General features: G+C 61.0%; 22 protein-coding genes. 15 read left to right on the forward strand and 7 right to left on the reverse strand.

Going from position 1 to position 21568, the window contains the following annotated elements; translation table 11 throughout:
- Positions 1-66 precede the first annotated feature (66 nt).
- From GOX63_RS21055 to GOX63_RS21080, 6 genes are all read left to right on the forward strand, one after another.
- Positions 67-687 carry a pyridoxamine 5'-phosphate oxidase family protein gene (locus GOX63_RS21055; RefSeq protein WP_170547102.1) on the forward strand — a complete coding sequence of 207 codons (621 nt, stop codon included), beginning with the start codon at positions 67-69 and terminating at the stop codon, positions 685-687.
- Positions 688-729: 42 nt separating this feature from the next.
- A complete protein-coding gene (locus GOX63_RS21060; protein ID WP_170547105.1) occupies positions 730-891 on the forward strand; it encodes a hypothetical protein in 162 nt (53 codons plus the stop codon).
- Positions 892-993: 102 nt separating this feature from the next.
- Positions 994-3471 carry a heavy metal translocating P-type ATPase gene (locus GOX63_RS21065; protein WP_170547108.1) on the forward strand — a complete coding sequence of 826 codons (2478 nt, stop codon included), beginning with the start codon at positions 994-996 and terminating at the stop codon, positions 3469-3471.
- Positions 3468-3857, forward strand: coding sequence for a Cu(I)-responsive transcriptional regulator (cueR, locus tag GOX63_RS21070; RefSeq protein ID WP_170328598.1), 390 nt, complete (start codon positions 3468-3470; stop codon positions 3855-3857). Before GOX63_RS21065 ends, cueR begins: the two co-directional genes overlap by 4 nt.
- A gap of 96 nt (positions 3858-3953) precedes the next feature.
- Positions 3954-4826 carry an NAD(P)-dependent oxidoreductase gene (locus tag GOX63_RS21075; protein WP_170328599.1) on the forward strand — a complete coding sequence of 291 codons (873 nt, stop codon included), beginning with the start codon at positions 3954-3956 and terminating at the stop codon, positions 4824-4826.
- Between the two features lie 112 nt (positions 4827-4938).
- Positions 4939-8004 (forward strand): aminotransferase class III-fold pyridoxal phosphate-dependent enzyme, encoded by a 3066-nt coding sequence (locus tag GOX63_RS21080; RefSeq protein ID WP_170328600.1) that lies wholly within the window; start codon positions 4939-4941, stop codon positions 8002-8004.
- A 52-nt stretch (positions 8005-8056) separates the two neighbouring features.
- Here the strand turns inward: GOX63_RS21080 and GOX63_RS21085 are convergent, their stop codons facing one another.
- Together GOX63_RS21085 and hemP are read right to left on the reverse strand one after the other, a co-directional pair.
- Positions 8057-8533 (reverse strand): hypothetical protein, encoded by a 477-nt coding sequence (locus GOX63_RS21085; RefSeq protein WP_170328601.1) that lies wholly within the window; start codon positions 8531-8533, stop codon positions 8057-8059.
- Positions 8530-8697 (reverse strand): hemin uptake protein HemP, encoded by a 168-nt coding sequence (hemP, locus tag GOX63_RS21090; RefSeq protein WP_170328602.1) that lies wholly within the window; start codon positions 8695-8697, stop codon positions 8530-8532. Before hemP ends, GOX63_RS21085 begins: the two co-directional genes overlap by 4 nt.
- 222 nt (positions 8698-8919) lie before the next feature.
- On the opposite strand from hemP, the gene gph reads away from it, so the two are divergent.
- Positions 8920-9594, forward strand: a complete 675-nt coding sequence (gph, locus tag GOX63_RS21095) for a phosphoglycolate phosphatase (protein ID WP_170547111.1) — start codon at positions 8920-8922, stop codon at positions 9592-9594.
- A 442-nt stretch (positions 9595-10036) separates the two neighbouring features.
- Here gph and urtE read toward each other — a convergent pair whose 3' ends face one another.
- The 5 genes from urtE to urtA are packed head-to-tail and all read right to left on the reverse strand — an operon-like array spanning position 10037 to position 15999.
- Positions 10037-10732 carry an urea ABC transporter ATP-binding subunit UrtE gene (gene urtE, locus GOX63_RS21100; protein ID WP_170547113.1) on the reverse strand — a complete coding sequence of 232 codons (696 nt, stop codon included), beginning with the start codon at positions 10730-10732 and terminating at the stop codon, positions 10037-10039.
- 3 nt (positions 10733-10735) lie between these two features.
- Entirely contained in the window at positions 10736-11476 is a 741-nt protein-coding gene (urtD, locus tag GOX63_RS21105) for an urea ABC transporter ATP-binding protein UrtD (protein WP_170547116.1), read from the reverse strand.
- Positions 11473-12702 (reverse strand): urea ABC transporter permease subunit UrtC, encoded by a 1230-nt coding sequence (gene urtC, locus GOX63_RS21110; protein ID WP_170328606.1) that lies wholly within the window; start codon positions 12700-12702, stop codon positions 11473-11475. Before urtC ends, urtD begins: the two co-directional genes overlap by 4 nt.
- 3 nt (positions 12703-12705) lie before the next feature.
- Positions 12706-14658, reverse strand: a complete 1953-nt coding sequence (urtB, locus tag GOX63_RS21115; RefSeq protein WP_170547119.1) for an urea ABC transporter permease subunit UrtB — start codon at positions 14656-14658, stop codon at positions 12706-12708.
- 60 nt (positions 14659-14718) lie between these two features.
- Positions 14719-15999: an urea ABC transporter substrate-binding protein gene (urtA, locus tag GOX63_RS21120; RefSeq protein ID WP_170328607.1), complete on the reverse strand. Its 1281-nt coding sequence runs from the start codon at positions 15997-15999 to the stop codon at positions 14719-14721.
- A gap of 419 nt (positions 16000-16418) precedes the next feature.
- On the opposite strand from urtA, the gene GOX63_RS21125 reads away from it, so the two are divergent.
- From GOX63_RS21125 to ureG, 8 genes are read left to right on the forward strand one after another with little or no spacing between them, the layout of a single operon-like run.
- Positions 16419-17216 (forward strand): urease accessory protein UreD, encoded by a 798-nt coding sequence (locus tag GOX63_RS21125; protein WP_170328608.1) that lies wholly within the window; start codon positions 16419-16421, stop codon positions 17214-17216.
- A gap of 1 nt (position 17217) precedes the next feature.
- Positions 17218-17520 (forward strand): urease subunit gamma, encoded by a 303-nt coding sequence (locus tag GOX63_RS21130; protein WP_170328609.1) that lies wholly within the window; start codon positions 17218-17220, stop codon positions 17518-17520.
- Positions 17521-17535: 15 nt separating this feature from the next.
- Positions 17536-17697: a peptidase M23 gene (locus GOX63_RS21135; RefSeq protein ID WP_170328610.1), complete on the forward strand. Its 162-nt coding sequence runs from the start codon at positions 17536-17538 to the stop codon at positions 17695-17697.
- Positions 17694-17999 carry an urease subunit beta gene (locus GOX63_RS21140; protein WP_170328611.1) on the forward strand — a complete coding sequence of 102 codons (306 nt, stop codon included), beginning with the start codon at positions 17694-17696 and terminating at the stop codon, positions 17997-17999. The genes GOX63_RS21135 and GOX63_RS21140 overlap by 4 nt, the downstream gene beginning before the upstream one ends.
- Complete coding sequence (gene ureC / locus GOX63_RS21145) at positions 17999-19708, forward strand: urease subunit alpha (protein ID WP_170328612.1); 1710 nt, start codon at positions 17999-18001, stop codon at positions 19706-19708. The genes GOX63_RS21140 and ureC overlap by 1 nt, the downstream gene beginning before the upstream one ends.
- Positions 19709-19725: 17 nt before the next feature.
- Entirely contained in the window at positions 19726-20178 is a 453-nt protein-coding gene (ureE, locus tag GOX63_RS21150) for an urease accessory protein UreE (RefSeq protein WP_170328613.1), read from the forward strand.
- A complete protein-coding gene (locus GOX63_RS21155; RefSeq protein WP_170328614.1) occupies positions 20162-20815 on the forward strand; it encodes an urease accessory protein UreF in 654 nt (217 codons plus the stop codon). The genes ureE and GOX63_RS21155 overlap by 17 nt, the downstream gene beginning before the upstream one ends.
- Positions 20812-21456, forward strand: a complete 645-nt coding sequence (gene ureG, locus GOX63_RS21160; protein ID WP_170328615.1) for an urease accessory protein UreG — start codon at positions 20812-20814, stop codon at positions 21454-21456. The genes GOX63_RS21155 and ureG overlap by 4 nt, the downstream gene beginning before the upstream one ends.
- Positions 21457-21568 lie beyond the last annotated feature (112 nt).

The following is a 21568-nucleotide window of genomic DNA, read 5'->3' on the forward strand; positions in this document are numbered from 1 at the left end:
ACCCTCGCGCTGATAGCCGCCGCATTGACGTGAAAGACCGGCCCAAGGGCCTCGAAAGGACAAGCCATGCCACGCGCCTTTTCCGAACTGACCTTTACCCCCGCCGTTCGGGTACATCAGGAAAGAATGGGTTCGGCCAGGACCTACTCCAAGTTCATCGAAGACGGTCCGCAGCAGGGGCATCAGATCGGTCCGGCCGAAAAGGCATTCATCCAGGCACGCGACGGGTTTTACCAATCCACCGTCTCCGAAACCGGCTGGCCCTATGTCCAATACCGTGGCGGGCAGGTCGGGTTCCTGAAGGTATTGGACCCGCAAACCATCGGATACGCCGATTTTTCCGGCAACAAACAGTATATCTCGCGCGGGAATCTGGACGGGAACGACCGCATCGCACTGATCCTGATGGATTATGCCAACCAGCGGCGCCTCAAGATACTGGGTCGGGTCACCTTCACCGAGGGCGAGACCGCAGCTGCCAGCCTGTACCCTGAAGGCGCCGAAGCCCCCGCCGAACGCGCCGCCCTCATCCGGGTAGAGGCGCTGGACTGGAACTGCCCGCGCCACATCACCCCGCGCTTTACCGAGGCCGAACTGCGCCCGCATCTGAACGCGCTAGGGCAGCAATTGGCGCAGCTCCAGGCCGAGAACGAAAAACTGAAACAGCTACTGACCCAACGGTCCTGATCCCCTGACCGGACAGGTCACAACAGACGCAAGGAGCACCCCATGCTGCGATCCGCGCTGAACATTGCCAGCCTTTGTCTGGTTGGCGCTCTGCTGATGGTGACGGGGCTGACGCTGGCCTTTTTCGCCTCGCCGCAATCTGTCCGCAGCTCTCCGCCCGTGATGTACGATTCCCTGTTGTTGGATCAGCTATTGGACCGCTGACAAACGCACTGAGAAATTGAGCAGAAATCTGTCGTGACCCCTTGACCTTCCCGTGACTGGAACCCCCATCTGGAGGGAGAAGTTCTCTACAGGATGAGTCGAATGGCTACGCCGCAGACAATTCAGCTGAAAATCTCGGGCATGGGATGCGCGTCTTGCGTGGGGCGGGTGGAAACCGCGCTGCACGACGTGCCGGGGGTGTCGGAGGCCTCGGTCAATTTTGCAACCGAAACCGCGCAGGTTACCTATGACGGCCAGATCGGCGCGCTGACCGAAGCGCTGAACCGCGCCGGTTACCCGGCAGCGACACGGGAAACGACGCTGAAGATCGGCGGCATGAACTGCGCCTCCTGTGTGTCCCGGATCGAGCGCGCCCTGACCGCCGATCCCGCTGTGGTCGAGGCGCAGGTCAATCTGGCCACGGAAAGCGCCACGGTCTCCTATATTGACGGTGCTACCGATCCGCAGGCGCTGGCGAAACGGTCCGAGGATGCTGGTTACCCGGCACGTGTGGCGGACAATGCCGCCTCACCGACCGACCAGGCTAAAACCGAAAAAGCCCACGCGTTGACCAAAGCGACAGTTTTTGCCGCTGTTCTGGCTTTGCCTGTATTCGTGCTCGAAATGGGCGGTCATATGATCCCGGCCTTTCACCATTGGGTACAGGCGACCATCGGCACGCAAACCAGTCACCTGATCCAATTCGCGCTGACTACGGTGCTGTTGCTGGGGCCGGGGCGAGTTTTCTATGCCAAGGGCATCCCCTCGCTGCTGCGCGGATCACCGGACATGAACGCTCTGGTCGCTTTGGGCACGGGCGCGGCCTATCTGTTTTCTGTCACCGCAACCTTTGCGCCGCAGATTCTGCCGAAAGGCAGCGCCAATGTTTATTTCGAGGCCGCCTCGGTCATCGTAGTTCTGATCCTGTTGGGTCGGGTGATGGAGGCACGCGCCAAGGGCCGCACCGGCGCCGCGATCCGTAAGCTGGTGGGGCTGCAGCCCAAAACCGCACGGGTCGAGATGGACGGAACCTACATAGACCGCCCGATTGCCGACATCACAGTCGGAAATATCCTTCAAATCCGCCCCGGCGAGCGAGTCCCGGTGGATGGAGACGTGCTTGAAGGCACCTCATACGTCGATGAAAGCATGATCACCGGCGAGCCCGTGCCTGTCGGCAAAGCGCCGTCAGATCAAGTCGTGGGCGGAACGGTTAACGGCACCGGAGCATTGAGGGTACGCGCCACGCGGGTCGGAGCTGACACCGTTCTGGCGCAGGTCATCCACATGGTCGAGCAGGCACAAGGGGCCAAACTGCCGATTCAGGGGCTGGTCGACCGGATCACCGCCTGGTTCGTGCCGGTGGTCATTGCCGTGGCCTTGCTGACCATCGCGGTCTGGCTGATCTTTGGACCCGCGCCCGCCCTGCCGATGGCGCTGGTCACCGGAGTTTCCGTCCTGATCATCGCCTGCCCCTGCGCCATGGGCCTGGCAACGCCGACCTCGATCATGGTGGGCACCGGGCGCGCGGCCGAGTTGGGCGTGTTGTTCCGCAAAGGCGACGCATTGCAGCAATTGCAACAGGCCAAGGTGATCGCGCTGGACAAGACCGGAACGCTGACATTGGGCCGGCCCGAATTGGAAGGCATCACCGTCACAAACGGCTTTGACCGTGACACTGTTCTGCGGCTGGCCGCAGCGGTTGAAGCGCAATCCGAACACCCGATCGCCACAGCGATCACCCGCGCAGGACCGGCGAATCTGCCATCGCCGTCAGAGTTTCAATCTTTGACCGGGCTGGGCGTTCAGGCAACGGTCGAAGGGCGTGACATCCTGATCGGCTCACCCCGCCTGATGGCTCAACACGGGGTCGACCTGTCCGACCTGACCGCCGAGGCCGACCAGCGCGCCAACGAAGGGGCCACGCCGCTGTTCGCCGCCATTGACGGTCAGGCTGCCGCACTTCTTGCGGTCTCGGACCCGATCAAACCTGGCACACGGCAGGCGCTGGAGCGGTTGCACGCAATGGGCCTGACGCTGGCGATGGTTACCGGAGACAACGCCCGCACCGCGCAGGCTCTGACCGACCGGCTGGGTATCGACCATGTCACGGCCGAAGTTTTGCCGGATGGCAAGCTGGCCGCAATCACCGCGTTGCGCGAAAAATTCGGCGCGCTGGCCTTTGTCGGCGACGGCATCAACGACGCCCCGGCGCTGGCGGCGGCCGATATCGGTGTGGCAATTGGAACCGGAACCGACGTGGCCATCGAAACTGCGGATGTGGTGCTGATGTCCGGTGACCTGCGCGGTGTGGCGAATGCGGTTGAGATCAGCCGCCGCACCATGCGCAACATCCGCCAGAACCTCGGCTGGGCCTTTGGCTATAACATCCTGCTGATCCCGGTGGCTGCCGGAGCGCTGTATCCGTTCAGCGGGCACCTTCTGTCCCCGGCCCTCGCCGCCGGTGCGATGGCCTTGTCCAGCGTCTTTGTGGTGTCGAACGCGCTGCGCCTGCGCCGCGTGCGGGCCAGCTTGCCAGAAACACAGCATGGCCACGAAACCCATGAGGTCACACCATGAATATCGGAGACGTTGCAACCCAGACCGGCCTGCCCGCCAAGACGATTCGGTATTACGAGGATATCGGCCTGATCAAACCAATGCGCGACGACAACGGCTATCGCCGGTTTCGGGCACAGGACGTGCACAAGCTGAACTTTCTGGGCCGCGCCCGCGCCCTGGGGTTCACGATCGAGGATTGCCGCACCCTGATGGCTCTGTACGAGGATGAAACCCGCGCAAGCGCCGATGTCAAAAAGGTCGCGCGGGCGCACCTGGTGCAAATCGAGGCCAAGATCGCCGACCTCAACGCGATGCGCGACACGCTGGGCCATCTGATCGATGCCTGCGCCGGGGATGACCGCCCAGATTGTCCGATCCTACAGGATTTGGGCGGCAAGCCCTGACGCGGGGTTGCTCTTTGCGCGCGGCTTTGCTTTGTCTCTGCCCAACACTCCGGCCTGCTGAACGAAATGGGACCGGACAGCAGAGAGGATCACCAAATGGCAAAAGTTGCGTTTCTGGGCCTGGGCGTCATGGGCTATCCAATGGCAGGCCACCTGCAGGCGGCGGGTCATGAGGTAACCGTTTTCAACCGCACCACCACCAAGGCCGAGGCCTGGGTTGCCGAACATGGCGGCGCGATGGGCAAGACGCCAGAAGACGCCGCCAAGGGCGCCGAGATTGTCTTTGCCTGCGTTGGCAATGACGACGACCTGCGCAACATCTGCACCGGGGAGGCTGGTGTCTTTTACGGCATGTCCGAGGGTGCAATTTTTGTCGATCACACCACGGTTTCGGCGAAGGTGACCCATGAGCTGTATGACCTCGCCAAGGCCAAAGGGATCGCGTTTGTCGACGCGCCCATCTCGGGCGGTCAGGCCGGGGCAGAAAACGGAGTTCTGTCAATCATGTGTGGCGGTGATCAGGCAGCCTATGATGCGGCCGAGCCGATCATGCAGGTCTATTCCAAAATCTGCCGCCGGATTGGCGACAGCGGCGCCGGGCAATTGACCAAGATGAGCAACCAGATCGCCATTGCCGGGGTGGTGCAAGGTCTGAGTGAGGCGCTGCATTTCGCGGAAAAAGCCGGGCTGGACGGCCGATCGGTTGTTGAGGTGATAAGCCAGGGTGCGGCAGGAAGCTGGCAGATGGTGAACCGGCATGAAACGATGCTGGACGATCATTTCGACTATGGCTTTGCGGTGGACTGGATGCGCAAGGATCTGGCGATCTGTTTGGATGAGGCCAATGACAATGGCACCTCGCTGCCGCTGACGGCGTTGGTCGATCAGTTCTACAAGGATGTGCAAAAACTGGGCGGCGGTCGGTGGGACACATCAGCGCTGATCAAGCGGTTGCGCGCGCTGGACTAACGGAACAAGGGGGCTGTCTGCCCCCCTCTTGGCCTCCAGGGCCAATTCACCACCCCGAGGATTTTTCTAGCCAGATGAAGGGGACCCCGGTGATCGAAGGACAGGGAATCGGATGAGCGACATGACGGAATTCTGGGCGGACGCCCTGCGCACGCATTGGGGACTGGACGCCAAGTTGGAGCGTTTGGACGGTGAATATGACCTGAATTTTATGGTCCGGGCCACCAACGGTCAGGACTACGTACTGAAGGTCATGCGCGCAGGTTGCGAGGCCAAATTCGTGGACCTGCAAGTCAAGGCGCTGGCCCATATCGCAAGCGAGGCACCGGGTCTGCCCTTCCCTCAGGTGTTTCCGGACCTGAATGGAACGCTGCTGCCCGAGATTGCTGATAAGCAAGGAGAGATGCGGCTGGCTTGGTTACTCGAATGCTTGCCAGGGCAATGCTATGCCAAAACGGCACCCAAGTCCGAAGAGCTGATCCTGAAGCTGGGCCGCGTTCTGGGGGCAACCGACAAGGCGCTGGAACGGTTTTCGCATGACGGTTTGCACCGGACGGATTTCAAATGGGATCTGACGCAGGCGGGCTGGATCGCCGATCAATTGGATGCGATTGCTAATTCCGAACGCCGCGCGTTGCTGTCAGGGATTTGCGGCGCATTCGACGCGATTTCCGGGCAACTGGCGGGCTTGCCGAAGCAGGCCATCCACAACGATGCCAACGATTACAACATTCTGGTCGAAGGTGAGTTGGGGCAACGCCAGAGCATCTCGGGCCTGATCGATCTGGGCGACATGTGCGCGGCCCCGCGTATTTGCGATCTGGCGATTGCGGGGGCGTATATCGTTCTGGACCACCCCAAACCCGAGCGCGCCTTGGCGGCGTTGGTACGCGGATACCACGCGGCCAACCGGTTGCGCGCGGATGAGGTCGATCTGATCTGGCCGCTGCTGCGGATGCGGTTGGCTGTGTCCGTCGTGAACTCGACCCTGATGGCGGCTGAAAATCCGGATGATCCTTACGTGACCATCAGTCAGGCCCCGGCCTGGCGGTTCCTTGAGAATACAGACGTGAATGGCGGCCTGATGTCGGCCCGGCTGCGCACCGCCTGCAGCCTGCCAGTCACGAATGGGGCCGAGCGTATCCACGCTTACCTCTCCGAGCATCGCGGTCAGTTTGCCCAGATGTTCGAGCAAGACCTGAGCGACGTGCCTATGGGCTCGCTGTCGGTTGAAAACTCTACCTGGCCGCAGAACCCGTTTCACATGCCGCTGGAAGAGGCCGTCCGCGTGGGTGAGGAATTCGGCGAGGGCCTGTGGCTGGGCTATTACAACGAACCCCGCCTGATTTATGCCGAACCCGGGTTCCGCAAGGGACCGTGGAAGGCCTCGGACCGGCGGACCGTGCACCTGGCGGTGGACGTTTTTGCGCCTGCGGGCACCGTACTGCATGCGCCGATGAGTGGCCGGGTTGAAGCGGTCGAGAACCGAGACTCGCATCTGGACTATGGCGGTGTGGTGATCCTGCACCACGAAACGCCCGAGGGTGATCCGTTCTATACGCTCTACGGCCATCTGGACCCCGAGGTTTGTGACCGGTTGAAACCGGGAGATCCGGTGGCGCAGGGCGCTGCCTTTGCGCGGCTGGGAGACGCCAGCCAGAACGGTGGCTGGGCCCCGCACGTGCATTTCCAACTGGCCCTGACCACGGACGGGATGCAAAACGACTGGCCCGGCGTGGGCGACCCGGACGAGATGGAGCTGTGGCACGCCGTCTGCCCCAACCCGGCGGCGTTGCTGAACCTGCCCGACGACAAGGTGTTCTACCACCCCACCGACAAGCAGGCGATCCTGCAGGGGCGGCACGATCATTTCGGTGGCAATCTCAGCCTGACCTACGACGATCCGGTGATGTTGGTGCGCGGATGGAAGCACCACCTGTTCGACGAATGGGGTCGCCCCTATCTGGACGCTTATAACAACGTCCCCCATGTGGGCCACGCACATCCGCGTATTCAGGCCGTCGCAGCGGATCAGTTGAAGCGGATGAACTCGAACACCCGCTATCTGCACCCGGCCCAGACCGCCTTTGCCGACAAGGTTCTGTCCAAGCTGCCGGATCATTTCGAGGTCTGTTTCTTCGTCAATTCGGGTACCGAGGCGAACGAACTGGCCCTGCGGCTGGCGCGCGCGCATACCGGGGCCAAGGGGATCGTGACGCCGAACCACGGCTATCACGGCAACACCAACGCGGCCGTTGCGATCTCGGCCTATAAGTTCAACAAGCCGGGCGGGATCGGTCAGGCCGATTGGGTCGAACTGGTCGAGGTAGCGGACGACTATCGCGGATCGTTCAAACGCGACGATCCCGACCGCGCCCAGAAATACGCTGACCTCGTGGACCCGGCGATTGCCGCCCTGCAGGACAAGGGACAGGGCGTGGCCGGTTTCATCGCCGAAACCTTCCCCTCGGTCGGCGGTCAGATCATCCCGCCCAAGGGCTACCTACCCGCGGTATATGAGAAAATCCGCGCCGCCGGTGGCGTCTGCATCGCCGACGAGGTGCAGACCGGGCTGGGACGGCTGGGTGAATACTATTTCGGCTTCGAACATCAGGGCGCGCTGCCGGATATCGTGGTCATGGGCAAACCCATCGGCAATGGTCACCCGCTGGGCGTACTGGTCACGACCAAGGAAATCGCTCGCAGCTTTGACAACGGGATCGAGTTCTTCTCGACCTTCGGCGGTTCGACCCTGTCCTGCCGGATCGGCAAAGAGGTGCTGGATATCGTCGACGACGAGGGCCTGCAGGACAACGCCCGCAATATGGGCGCGCGCCTGATGGACGGCCTGCGCCGGATCGAGGCTGATTGCGGCTGCGTCGGGGACGTGCGGGGCATGGGCCTGTTTCTGGGCGTCGAATTGATCAACCCCGACGGGTCCGAGGGCACCGAGATCTGCAAGTACGTCAAGAACCGGATGCGCGACCACCGCATCCTGATCGGCAGCGAAGGTCCAAAGGACAACATCCTGAAAATCCGCCCGCCCCTGACCATCGAGGCCGAGGACGTGGACATGATCCTCTGGGCGCTGCGGGAAGTGCTGTCTGAGGTGGGCGACTATGCCCCTGCCCCGGCCTGCGATCATGACCATCACCACGCCGGGTGCGGGTGCTGCTGACACAAAAAAACCCCGGCGCGAGGGCGGCCGGGGTTTCACGCTTGCCCGCTGCTTAATGCAGCATGGCTGCGGGGGGTTGGTGCCCGGTCGTAGGCATTGGAACAAGCGCTGTCATACGGCGCAGTGCCAGTCCAAGTTCCTCGGACAATGAAGCCAACGCAGGGGCGAAGTCCGCCCGCACAATCAGGGATGCCATCATCATCGCGTCTTCGCGGTCCCCTTCCGAGGCCGCAGCGATCATCTGCGCAAAGCAGTTCTCATCTGCGCCCAAACAGGAACACCCCAAGCCGTGGCGGATCAGCGGACGGCGCCCGTGATGCGCGCATAGCGAACACAACTGGTCCAGTGTCATCATCGCGGCACGCCCGCTTTCTGCGCCCAACGCGATTTGAAAATCACTGGCAGCGTCCGAGCGCCCCTGCGCGCCATCGCCCCAGAGCCGCAGATACATCACGGCACCGGCCTCGACAGGGCTCAGGTCAGCAAGGCGACCAACGGCCGCCCCGCCCCGCGGGGAAGGCGCGCTCATTTGGTCAGGATCAGCTTGCCGGCGCGGGTGATGCGCAGGGTGTACAGCTGGTCGCCCAACTCGATATGGGCTAGATTTCCACCCTTGGTCAGGTCTTCGGCCTTGTGGGCAGGCAGCATGGAAACAGCGTAAGATTGGCTGGGATTCGGGGTCTGCATATTCATCAGGACAACTCCAAGTGGTCTCAGGCGAAATGCCTTGATCTGTTCGCGTTTTTCTTGATCTGGCTGACCCGAAATGGGGTTGGCTGCTCACTTGTCGTTAAGCTGATTAATTTAGTCAGGTATGTCAACCCGGTTCTTACAAAATCTTCAAACCAATGCGATTGCGCCAAAAAATCAGGCGGGATAAGTCGTGTGAGGGATTTTGGGCAGACGAGGTAACCGATGAGCGCGACAATCATGTTCGATCTGGACGGGACGCTGGTGGACAGCCTTGCGGACCTTGCCGCAGCCACCAATAGGATGTTGCAGGACAACGCTGTCGCGCCCCTTCCACAGGAGCAAATCCAACAGTTCGTGGGCAACGGCCTGCCCAAGCTGGTCGAACGCGTGATCCTGCATTGTGACCTGCCGATGGATCGTCATACCGACCTGACCCGACAGACTCTGGCGCATTACAACGCTGGCGCCAGCGACAAAACCGTCGTCTATCCCGGCGTGGTAAAGGCGCTGGAGCAGTTGCGCGATATGGGCTGCGTGCTGGGTGTCTGCACTAACAAGCCCGAGGCCCCGGCTCGTCATGTGTTGGAAGCCATGAACCTGGCACATCATTTCGATGCCGTTCTGGGGGGCGACAGCCTGCACACCCGCAAACCGGACCCGGCCCATCTTGAGGCCAGTTTTGCCGCCGTCACCCCCGCCGGTCCGCACCTGTTTGTGGGCGACAGCGAAGTCGACGCCGAAACGGCCCATCGTGCCCAAGTGCCGTTTCTTCTGTTCACCGAAGGATATCGCAAATCACCCGTAGCCGAGATTCCGCACACCGCCAGCTATGGGGATTCGTCAGAGCTTCCGACGTTGGTCACACAAGTGCTGCAATCGTTGGAAGAAGACGTCTGACGACAAATTAAGGGGGATTGGGACAGATCGCAGCGGTTTGCTGAGGGGCCGGCCGAGGGGGTAAGTAGCCAGCCCCTCACAGGGGAAAAGTGGTATTGTCCGAAATGCTCCGTCCAATAAGTTACAGTTAACGAATTGCCCTATAGACTGATATTGGGGGTTTCCCGTAGGCGGCTAAAAACCGTTGAAATTACGCGATTATTTTTTACTTTTTTGCGCCTCGGATCGGGTATTGAACAGAATATTTCCCGGCAACAACCTGCCCCGCAAGAAAACGGCCGTTTAGGCACCACTCCGCCGTTGCCGCAACAAGGGCAGATGTACCCTGTCCGAAAGCGTTACACCGCCTTACCTGCGGCGCGCGCCCAACCCTGAGAACAGCCCAAAAGGCCGCTCATCACAGTGGTTTCGATTGGGCTTTCTTTACCCTGTGCGCAGAGCTTTAGACCGTGACGCCCTGCAGAACCTGATCACGTGAAAGGTCTGCCTTGCGACCTGACATCAGGATCTCTCCACGGCGCAAGACGACGAACCGGTCGGCCAGATCATAGGCGAAATCAAAATACTGCTCGACCAGAACAATGGCCATGTCGCCCTGCGTTCGCAGATGGCGGATCACCTCTCCGATCTGCTGGATGATGTTGGGCTGAATGCCTTCGGTCGGCTCATCCAGCAGCAGCAGGCGTGGTTTGGTGATCAGCGCGCGCGCGATGGCCAGCTGTTGTTGTTGCCCTCCGGACAGGTCACCACCACGCCGATTCTGCATTTTCTTGAGCACCGGGAACAGTTCGAAAACCTCATCCGGGATGAAGTGCTCGTTGTCAGGCAGACAGGCAAACCCGGTTTCGAGGTTCTCGCGAACAGTCAGCAGCGGGAAAATCTCACGCCCCTGCGGAACATAGGCCACCCCTTTCCACGCCATCTTATGCGCGGGCAGGATGCCCAGTTCCTCACCGTTCAACACCACCTCACCGCCCGAGCGCGGATGGGTTCCGGAAATCGCCTTGATCAGGCTGGTTTTGCCGACGCCATTGGTGCCCATCACGCAGGTCACCTCGCCCTGCGCGGCCTCCATCGAGATACCGTAGAGGATTTGCGAATGCCCGTAGTGCAGGGTCAGATCGTTCAGTGTCAGCATCGCTCAGCGCCCCAGATAGACGTCGATGACGTCCTGATTTGATGTCACATGGTCCAGCGAGCCCTCGGCCAGAACCGCGCCTTCGTGCAGCACAGTGACCTTGCAGTTCAGGCGACGGACGAACTCCATGTCATGTTCGACGACCACAACGGCGCGGGTTTTGGCGGCCTGGACCAGCAGGTCGGTGGTGTGTTCACGCTCCTGCGGGGTCATGCCTGCAGCAGGTTCGTCGACCAGCAACAAGCGCGGTTCCTGTGCCAGCAGCATCCCGATCTCAAGCCATTGCTTCTGCCCGTGGCTGAGTTCGCCGGACTTGCGGATCAGTTCGTCCTTCAGCCCTATTTCAGCGGCCAGTTCCTCGACCTTCTCCAGATCGCCTTCGGAGGGGCGATAGAACAGAACCCCCAGCCAGCCACGTTTGTTCTTGAGCGCCATCAGCAGGTTTTCCTGAACGGTCTGATCTTCGAACACGGTGGGTTTCTGGAACTTCCGCCCGATACCCGCCTGCGCGATCTTGGCCTCGCTCATCCGCAGCAGCGAAACGGATTTCTCACCCCAGATCACCCTGCCCTCGTCGGGTCGGGTCTTGCCGGTGACAATATCCATAAACGTGGTCTTGCCTGCCCCGTTCGGGCCAATCACGGCGCGCAGCTCGGCGTCGCCGATCTGGAAAGACAGGTTGTTGATGGCGCGGAACCCGTCGAAGGTGACCGAAACGCCGCTGACTTCTAGCAGGGTGCTCATTCCGTGGCCTCCTTTTCGCGCAATGCGCTTTCATCAGGCCCAAGGGCTGCGCCGTGGCGCTGCGGCGCGCGGCGGTTGGTCCAGAGGTCGAACAGCCCTCCGATCCCTTGCGGGGCGAACAGCGTGACCAACACGAAGGACACGCCCAACAGCACCTGCCACCAGTCGACCCATTTGACCGTGTAGAACCCCAGCGGAATGTCGGGGGCCTGTCCGCCGGTAAACCACGTGCTGAGCAAGCTGACGACGGCCGCGCCGATGACCGCACCGTACAGACGGCCCCGTCCGCCGATGGCAACCCAAACGGCCAGATAGATCGAAGCGATGGGGGCCATTTCCTCGGGGTTGATGATGCCCGCCTGCGGGTAATAAAGCGCTCCTGCAATGGCCGCGATACACGCAGTCAGGGTGAATACGGCCAGCTTGTAGACCTCGACCGAGTAACCAAGGAACCGCACCCTCGCCTCGTTATCGCGGATGCCGCGAATGACCGAGCCGAATTTGCCCGACACGATCCACGCCGCCAGCATGTAGCCCAGCCCCAAGGCCAGCGCTGAGGCCCAGAGGAACCAGATCGACACCACGTCCTGCGAGGCGGTAACGCCCGGCAGGTTTTGCAGGCCGGACAAACCGTTGTTGCCACGCAGACCACTGTCATTTTGGAACAGATACAGCGCCAGCGCCAAAGTCATCGCCTGCGTCAGGATCGAGAGGTAAACGCCCGTCACCCGGCTGCGGAAGGCAAGCCAACCGAAGATCAGCGCCAGCAGTCCCGGCACCAACACGACCAGCGCCAATTGCAGGAACAGACTGTCCGAGAAGGCCCAGATCAGAGGGAACTCCGACGAACCGACAACGCCGAAGATTTGTGTGCCGATGGCGTCCACGACCTCAGCAGATGTTGGCGGGATGTCGGCTTGCGACAGCGACTCAACCACGATCAGGCGGGTGCGTTCATACATCAACCACATGCCGATCATGTAACCACCCAGCCCGAAGAAAGCGAAATGCCCCAGTGACAGGATGCCGGTGAAGCCCCAGACCAAATCCATTGCCACAGCGATCAGGCACAGGCACAGGGTCTTGCCCAGCGTCTTGACGAAGCTGGTCGAAATCACACCGATCCCGAACCCTTCGGACAGGACGGTCACGGCGATGGTAAACAGGGACAAGATGGCCAGAAAGACCAGCACCGAAGGGTTCTTGGCGACAAAGCTGCGTTCCATGGCTCAATCCCCCGCCGCGCGGCCTTTGAGGGCGATGATGCCCCGTGGCCGGAACTGGATGAAAATGATGATGAAGATGATCATGTAGGTCTGGGCTGCGAGGGTGTTCGACGGGTTCATCCATTCGATCCCCTTTTGCAGGAAGCCGATCATCCCGGCCCCGGCCAACGCACCCCAGATGTTGCCGACACCACCGACAACCACAGTCATGAAGCTTTGCACGATGTAGTCGCTGCCCAGATCGGAGGTGACCTTGGCGAACAAGCCAATCGCGACGCCGGCAATCCCGGCGATGCCGGAACCAAGGCCGAAGGTCAGCATATTCACCCGCCCCGGATTGATGCCCATCGAGCCAGCCATGCGCGGGTTCTGCGTCACGGCGCGCATCTCAAGCCCCAGCCGGGTACGTTTCATGATGTAAAGGAACAGCCCCAGAAAGATCATTGCCAGCACGAAAATTGCGATGCGGATATAGCTGATCGAGACCACGTCGTTCAGCACCCACGCTCCGTCCAGCCAACCGGGCGCGGTCAGTGGGCGGGCCTGCGTGCCAAAGATGTTCTTGGCCAATTGTTGCAGGGCAATCGAAATACCAAAGGTCGCCAACAGCGTTTCTAGCGGACGGGCATAAAGCCAGCGGATCACCAGCCGCTCCATCGCAACGCCCATGGCGAAGGTGACCGCAAAGGCCATCGGGATGGCGACGATGATCGACAGCGTATGGTCGGGGATGAACTGCTGCACCACGTAGCCGGTGTAGGCACCCATCATGATGAACTCACCATGGGCCATGTTGATCACGCCCATCACGCCGAACGTGATGGCAAGGCCGATGGCGGCAAGAAAATAGATCGAGGCCAGCGATATCGCATCCAGTGTCAGGTCGAGCGTCTGGTTTAGCCCCACCTTCAACTCGATCTGTTCCAGCGCCTTTTCGGCAGCGGCAGTTACTTCGGGAGAGGTCTCCACATAGGTTTCAAAGAACACATGCGCGCCCAGCGCCGCGTCAATATCGGCCTGCGTGACCGGAGCGGGAACCACTCCGGCCTCGGCAAGTGCCGCATAGGCCTGCGCACGGGACGTGTCGGAGTTCAACTGCGCAACCGGGATGCCTCCGACCCGTCCGCCATCGATATTGGCCGACAACGCAGCGCGAATTGCATCAGAAGAAACCTGCGGGGCGGCCAGATCGCTGGCAACCAAGAGGTCATACGCCTCGGCCTCACCCAGCGATTCCGAACCAGGGGTAAGGATGGCAGCGATATTGGCATCCGTTGGAATCTCGGCAGCGACCTGCCGCTTCGTCACAACCAGCGGGTTCAACGCCGCGCGAACATCAACGCCCAGATCGTCAGACATTTCCTCAATCGCAGCCACACGCGCCGCTGTATCTTCGTCATAACCGATGGTCAGCAGCCGCTCGAGCCGTTGTTTTTGCGCTTTCAGATCGGCGTCGGGTTCCCCTTCTATCGAGGCCCGCAACGGCGCTAGCAAGGCGCCATCGGGGTCACGCTGAATGGAGCGTAGCGCTGCTGAGCGCTTCGCGCGGTTCGGGTCCATCAGCTGGAATTGCACCAGCGCGGTGCCGATCATCGCGCGGATACCGCTGTTGGGTTTCATCTGTTTCAAGTCGGATTTCTCGAAAGTACCTACAACCTCGCCGGTATCGAAGTCGGTCAGCTCATAAGACCGCCCCTCGGCCTTTTGACCGGCGAAGAACTGACCATCCGACTTGCGCATCCACATGTTCTTGGCGGCCCATGTCTCAAGCATCACTTGCGCCTGCGGCAAGCCACTGGCGGCAATCGCATCAATCGCCGGCTTGATCGTCTTGCGCGAGCTTTTGGCGATGATCTCCTGATGCTCTTGCAGGATCGGTTGCAAACCACCCTCTTGCGCGTTGGCGGTCAGGCAGGCGCACAGGATTGCGAGGCCCGCAAGGAATAGTCGTAACATGTGGTGAAACCCGAATGTCTTTGGGGCAAGGCGAGTGGTCACACCCGCCTTGCGAGAGGATTAGTAGTTCGACAGGGTCTGAACGCAGGTCTCGGTCTCGGTGTTGTACATACCGCAGCCCAGATCTTTCCAATCCGATTTCAGCACTGCCGATTCCGGCAGGAAGTCGGTCCAGGCATCACCCGGCACAACGTCGGTTTCGCTGATGATGTCGAACTGACCATCTTCCTGAATCTCACCGATCAGAACCGGCTTGGCCAAATGGTGGTTCGGCAACATTACTGCGGTACCACCCGTCAGGTTCGGGAATTCCTGCCCGTACATCGCAGCGCGCACGGCATCGACTTCGGTCGAGCCAGCCTCGGTCGCGGCGTTCACCCACATGTTGAAGCCGATATAGTGCGCTTCCATCGGGTCGTTGGTCACGCGCTCTTCGCCCATGGCGGCTTTCCATGTTTCGACGAATTCCGCGTTGGCCTCGGTATCCGCCGACTGGAAGTAGTTCCACGCCGCCAGGTGACCAACGAGGTTAGCGGTATCCAGACCGGACAGTTCTTCCTCACCGACCGAGAAGGCCACGACCGGAATGTCATCCGCCGATACGCCTGCTGCCGCCAGCTCCTTGTAGAAGCCAATGTTGGCGTCACCGTTGATGGTCGAGATTACGCCGACCTTCTTGCCATCCGCGCCCAGCGCGACCACGTCCGCCACGATCTTGGACCAGTCGGAATGACCAAAGGGCGTGTAGTTGACGAAGATATCCTCGTCCGAGATACCCTTACCCTTCAGATAGCTTTCCAGAATGTTGTTGGTGGTGCGGGGATAAACATAGTCGGTGCCCAGCAGCGCGAATTTCTCGACTCCCAGCTCATCCAGGAAATAGTCAGTAGCCGGGATCGCCTGCTGGTTCGGCGCGGCACCTGTGTAGAAGACGTTCTTCGAAGATTCCTCGCCCTCATACTGAACCGGATAGAACAGCAGGCCATTCAGCTCTTCGATCACCGGCAGAACCGATTTCCGGCTGACCGAGGTCCAGTTACCAAAGATCACGTCCACCTCGTGCACGGTCAGCAGCTCGCGCGCTTTTTCGGCGAACAGGGGCCAATCCGAGGCCGGATCGACCACGACGGCCTCAAGCTGCTTGCCCAGCAGGCCACCCTTGGCGTTCTGCTGGTCGATCAGCATCAGCATAGTGTCTTTCAGCGTGGTCTCTGAGATCGCCATGGTGCCCGACAGTGAATGCAGCACGCCAACCTTGATCGTGTCTTCGTCCGACAGGACAGCTGTGGCCATGGCCGCGAAAACCGCCGAACCGGCGAGTGTGGCTTTGAGAGATTTCATGTAATCCTCCTGGCGGGTTCCGCGGCAGAAGGCTTGCGCATGGACGCAATCTTCTTCTACCTGATCCCCGCAACTGTTGTTGCGTTCCGTGTGGCGGTTGTGTCCGAGGTCCAATTCGCGCAGCCGTCACACACCCTCGGGGTTCGTCCCCGTGGTGGGCACCCATACGGTTTCTGCATTGCGGCAAACTTGGCAAATTTCGGTCGCTGCCAATTCGTTAATTTGACCCCAGCTGCTTAATTTTTGACCTGCCGTCGCGACCTGCGCCTAAAAATTAATCTCGCACATCGGAAAATCTCCTAAATGCGGCATCGCGGAATAGAGTTCCGACGCCCCAGCGGTGAAACAAGTGGCAGAAGCTTGAAATCCGCAGGTGCGCCATTACTCAACATGCCTCCATATTGCCCAAGCAGGACACGATGCCGCCGCGGGCCAAGGGCGCGATTCGCCTGAGTGCCAAGCAATTGGGCGACAGATCGGTTCTGGACGGGTTTCGCCAGTCGGGGTCTTTCAAGTGCCTGTTCCCTCGGTCTGACGACTCCGGTCTGGATGCGGTTTTGCTGAACACTGCGGGCGGGATCACCGGAGGCGACTCGTTCCGGTTCACCGGGCACGCCGCCGCGGGCACAACCCTGACCCTGACGACCCAAGCCTGCGAGCGCGCCTACAAGGCCCAGCCCGGCCCCCACGGTCAGATCACCAACCACCTGCAGGTCGATGCCAGGGCCCGGCTGAACTGGCTGCCGCAGGAAACCATCCTGTTCAATGGCAGCGCCTTGGACCGGCGCCTGCTGATCGAACTGGCCTCAGAGGCCACTGCGCTGATGGTCGAACCACTGGTCTTTGGTCGTGCCGCGATGGGCGAGACGCTGACCAATATCCGCCTGCGTGACCGGATCGAGATCCGGCGCGACGGCATCCCGGTCTTTCTCGATACCACCCGGTTTGCGGGCGATCTAAACGCCCATCTGGCCAAGCCGCATATCGCCAATGGCGCTGGAGCTATGGCGCTGGTCGTCTTTGCCTCCGCTACGGCAGAGGGGCAGCTGGAGCCGGTCCGCCGGATGCTGCCCAACAGCGCCGGCGCAACTCTGATCCAGAACGATCTTCTGGTGATCCGGATGCTGGCCGAAAACAGCTTTGCCCTGCGCCGCGCGCTTATGCCGGTGCTGCAGCGACTGAACAACGACACTCTTCCCCGATGCTGGATGATCTGACATGAACCTGACCCCCCGCGAAAAAGACAAGCTGCTGGTCGCCATGGCCGCCGAGGTCGCTCGAAAGCGGCTGGCGCGCGGCGTCAAACTGAACCACCCGGAGGCGATCGCCCTGATCACCGACGCCGTGGTCGAAGGTGCGCGCGACGGGAGGTCTGTGGCCGACATGATGCAGGCCGGGGCCGAGGTGATCACCCGTGACCAATGCATGACCGGCGTGCCCGAGATGATCCACGAGGTTCAGGTCGAGGCCACCTTTCCCGACGGCACCAAATTGGTGACCGTTCACAACCCTATTCGCTGAAAAAGGAACACTGACATGACCCGTATGCTCTTCCCAGCCCTGATCCTTGCTGGCCCCGCCGCCGCGCACACCGGGACACACGTCCACGCCCATGGCACAGACTATGCCGCGTTGGGCGTTGGCCTGGCTGTGATCGCACTGGCCGCAATCATCCTGATTTCAAAGCTGCCGAAATGATCCCCGGAGAGCTGTTCCCGGCCAAAGGCGAGATCACCCTGAACGCCGACACAGAAGCCGTGACGCTGATGGTCGCCAATACCGGCGACCGCCCGGTTCAGGTCGGTTCGCACTATCACTTCGCCGAAACCAACCCAGCGTTGAAATTCGACCGCGCCGCCGCCCACGGTTTGCGCCTGGACATTGCACCGGGCACCGCTGTGCGGTTCGAGCCAGGGCAAGAGCGAGAGGTCTCGCTGATCGCGATCGGTGGGGCACGGAAGGTCTACGGCTTCAATCAAAAGGTCATGGGGGCGCTCTGATGCCAGCAACAATCATACGCACTGATTACGCCGCCATGTTCGGCCCCACCACGGGCGACAAGCTGCGGTTGGCGGACACCGACTTGATCATCGAGGTTGAACGTGACCTGACCACCTATGGCGAAGAGGTCAAATTTGGCGGCGGCAAGGTGATCCGCGACGGGATGGGGCAATCTCAGGTCACACGGGCCGAGGGTGCAGTGGATACGGTGATCACCAATGCGTTGGTCGTGGATCACTCGGGCATCTACAAGGCGGATGTGGGTCTGAAGGACGGGCGCATCGCCAAGATCGGCAAAGCCGGGAACCCCGACACGCAACCCGGTGTCGATATCATCATCGGCCCCGGCACTGAGGCCATTGCGGGCGAGGGGCGCATCCTGACCGCAGGCGGGTTTGACAGCCATATCCATTTCATCTGCCCACAACAGATCGAAGACGCTCTGCATTCCGGCCTGACCACAATGCTGGGTGGCGGCACGGGGCCAGCGCATGGCACTCTGGCGACCACCTGCACCCCCGGCCCCTGGCATATCGGGCGAATGCTACAAGCCGCCGACGCCTTCCCTATGAATCTGGCCTTTGCGGGCAAAGGCAACGCCTCACTGCCTGCCGCGCTGGAGGAACAGGTCAAGGCCGGGGCCTGCGCCCTGAAACTGCATGAGGACTGGGGCACCACCCCCGCCGCCATCGACTGCTGCCTCTCGGTGGCTGATGCGATGGACGTTCAGGTGATGATCCACACCGACACATTGAACGAATCCGGCTTTGTCGAAAACACCGTCGCCGCCATGAAAGGCCGCACCATCCACGCCTTTCACACCGAGGGCGCAGGCGGTGGCCATGCCCCGGACATCATCAAGATCTGCGGTGAGAACCATGTTCTGCCCTCGTCGACCAACCCGACGCGGCCCTTCACCGTGAACACGGTCGAGGAGCATCTGGATATGCTCATGGTCTGCCATCACCTCGACAAATCGATCCCCGAGGACGTGGCCTTTGCCGAAAGCCGCATTCGGCGTGAGACCATCGCGGCCGAGGATATTCTGCACGACATGGGCGCGTTCAGCATCATCGCGTCCGACAGTCAGGCCATGGGCCGGGTCGGAGAGGTGCTGATCCGCACCTGGCAAACCGCCGACAAGATGAAGAAACAGCGTGGGCGTCTGCCCGAGGAAACCGGTGAGAACGACAACATGCGCGTTCGCCGCTACATCGCGAAATACACCATCAACCCGGCGATTGCGCACGGCCTGAGCCACGAAATCGGCAGTATCGAAGAAGGCAAACGCGCCGATCTGGTGCTGTGGAACCCAGCTTTCTTCGGCGTGAAGCCCGAGATGGTTTTGCTGGGCGGCACCATAGCCTGCGCGCAGATGGGCGATCCCAATGCCTCGATCCCAACACCGCAGCCGGTCTACAGCCGGCCGATGTTCGGGGCCTATGGCCGCTCGGTCGAGCATTCCGCGATCACTTTTGTTTCCGAGGCGGCGCAGGCCGAGGGGATTGGTGATACACTGGGCTTGGCGAAACAGACCCTCGCCGTTCAAAACACCCGCAACATCGGCAAGCGCGATCTGCTGCTGAACGACGCGACACCCCATGTCGAAGTCGACCCCGAAACTTACGAAGTCCGTGCCGATGGCGAATTACTGACCTGCCAACCCGCCGAGGTTCTGCCGATGGCGCAACGCTATTTCATGTTCTGAGATTACAGGAGGCCCCGATGACCACCGCGATCAAAACCGCCCGTATCTATCACGACCACCACCACTCACAGGCCCATGCGCAGGTGTCGCTGGACTATGACGGGCGGTTCCTGCGCCGCAAGATGCTGGCGACCGATGACGGAGAGGCCTTTCTGGTCGATCTGGCTCAAACCAAGTCGCTGGACCACGGTGGCGTGCTGGTGCTGGAAGACGGACGCGCAGTCGAGATTGTCGCCGCCCCCGAAGACCTGCTGGAAGTGACCGGAGACAACCTGCTGCGGCTGGCCTGGCATATCGGAAACCGCCACACCCCCTGCCAGATCGAGGCGGACCGACTGCTGATCCAACATGACCACGTTATCCGCGACATGCTGATGAAACTCGGCGCAGGGATCCGGGAAACCGTCGAACCCTTCACGCCCGAAGGGGGCGCCTATGGTCACGGCAGGACTCATGGCCACGCCCACTGACGCGGATATCCTGACCCTGACGCAATGGCTGTCGCCAGCCTATCCGGTGGGCGGCTTTGCCTATTCGCACGGGTTGGAATGGGCGATTGAATGCAGCGCAGTCACCAGTGTTTCAGAGGCGGGCGATTGGATCGCAGACGTGGTCGAGCATGGATCAGGACGAAACGACTGTGTGTTTCTTGCTGCGGCTTATCGGGCAGACACACCCGATAAGTTGGCCGAAATCGACCGGACCGCACAGGCGCTTTCCGCCTCATCCGAACGGTTGATGGAGACCCGACTGTTGGGCGAGGCGTTTTGCAGCGTGACCTCAGACGTCTGGGCGGTGGAGATGGACAGCCTGACCTACCCCATCGCCATCGGCCATGCCGCAGCCGCGCGCAACCTGCCTCTTGGCCTTACAGCGCAAATGTTCCTTCAGGCTTTCATGGCCAATCTGGTGGCCTGCGCGACCCGGCTGGTGCCGCTGGGCCAGACCGATGGACAACGGCTGATCCGCGATCTGACGCCTCTCTGCCAGCGGATCGCAAGCGAAGCGATTGAGACAGGGCTGGACGATCTGGGATCAACCGCTTTCCTGTCCGACATCGCGTCGATGAAACACGAAACTCAGTATTCAAGGATGTTCCGAACATGAGCAGTATGAACGGCCCTCTGCGCGTTGGCATCGGTGGCCCGGTGGGCGCAGGCAAAACCACTCTGACTGCGGCACTATCCGAGGCGCTGCGCGACAATGTCTCGGTCGGGGTGATAACCAATGACATCTACACTCGCGAGGATGCCGAAGCGCTGATGCGGATGCAGATCCTGCCACAGGACCGGATCATCGGTGTGGAGACCGGTGGCTGCCCGCATACGGCGATCCGCGAGGACGCCTCGATCAATCTGTCCGCCGTAGCTGAAATGCAAAAACGCCATCCGGATGTCGAAGTGGTGCTGATCGAAAGCGGCGGCGACAACCTGTCCGCCACGTTCAGCCCCGAACTGGCGGATGTCACGCTCTATGTGATCGACGTGGCAGCTGGTGAGGAAATCCCCCGCAAGGGCGGCCCGGCGATCACCAAATCCGACGTGCTGATCATCAACAAGACCGACCTAGCCCCCCATGTCGGCGCCTCGCTCGAGGTTATGGACCGCGATGCCACCCGGATGCGCAACGGACGGCCCTTTGTATTCTCATCCTTACGGCAGAGGCAGGGTGTCGATGCCATTGTGACCCTTCTTGCGCAAATCGGCGGGTTGAACATACCGGTGAAAGAGGAATCGGCCGCATCCTAGGTTCAGAGAATGTCCGGAACCATTCTTTCCGAAACCAAACGGCAATCCGCGCAGCCCCGCCCGCACCCTCACGACATCATGAACCGAACATGAACAGTGTATTCGAGAAGTG

The organism is Ruegeria arenilitoris, from assembly GCF_013031355.1.
Classification (GTDB): domain Bacteria; phylum Pseudomonadota; class Alphaproteobacteria; order Rhodobacterales; family Rhodobacteraceae; genus Ruegeria; species Ruegeria arenilitoris_C.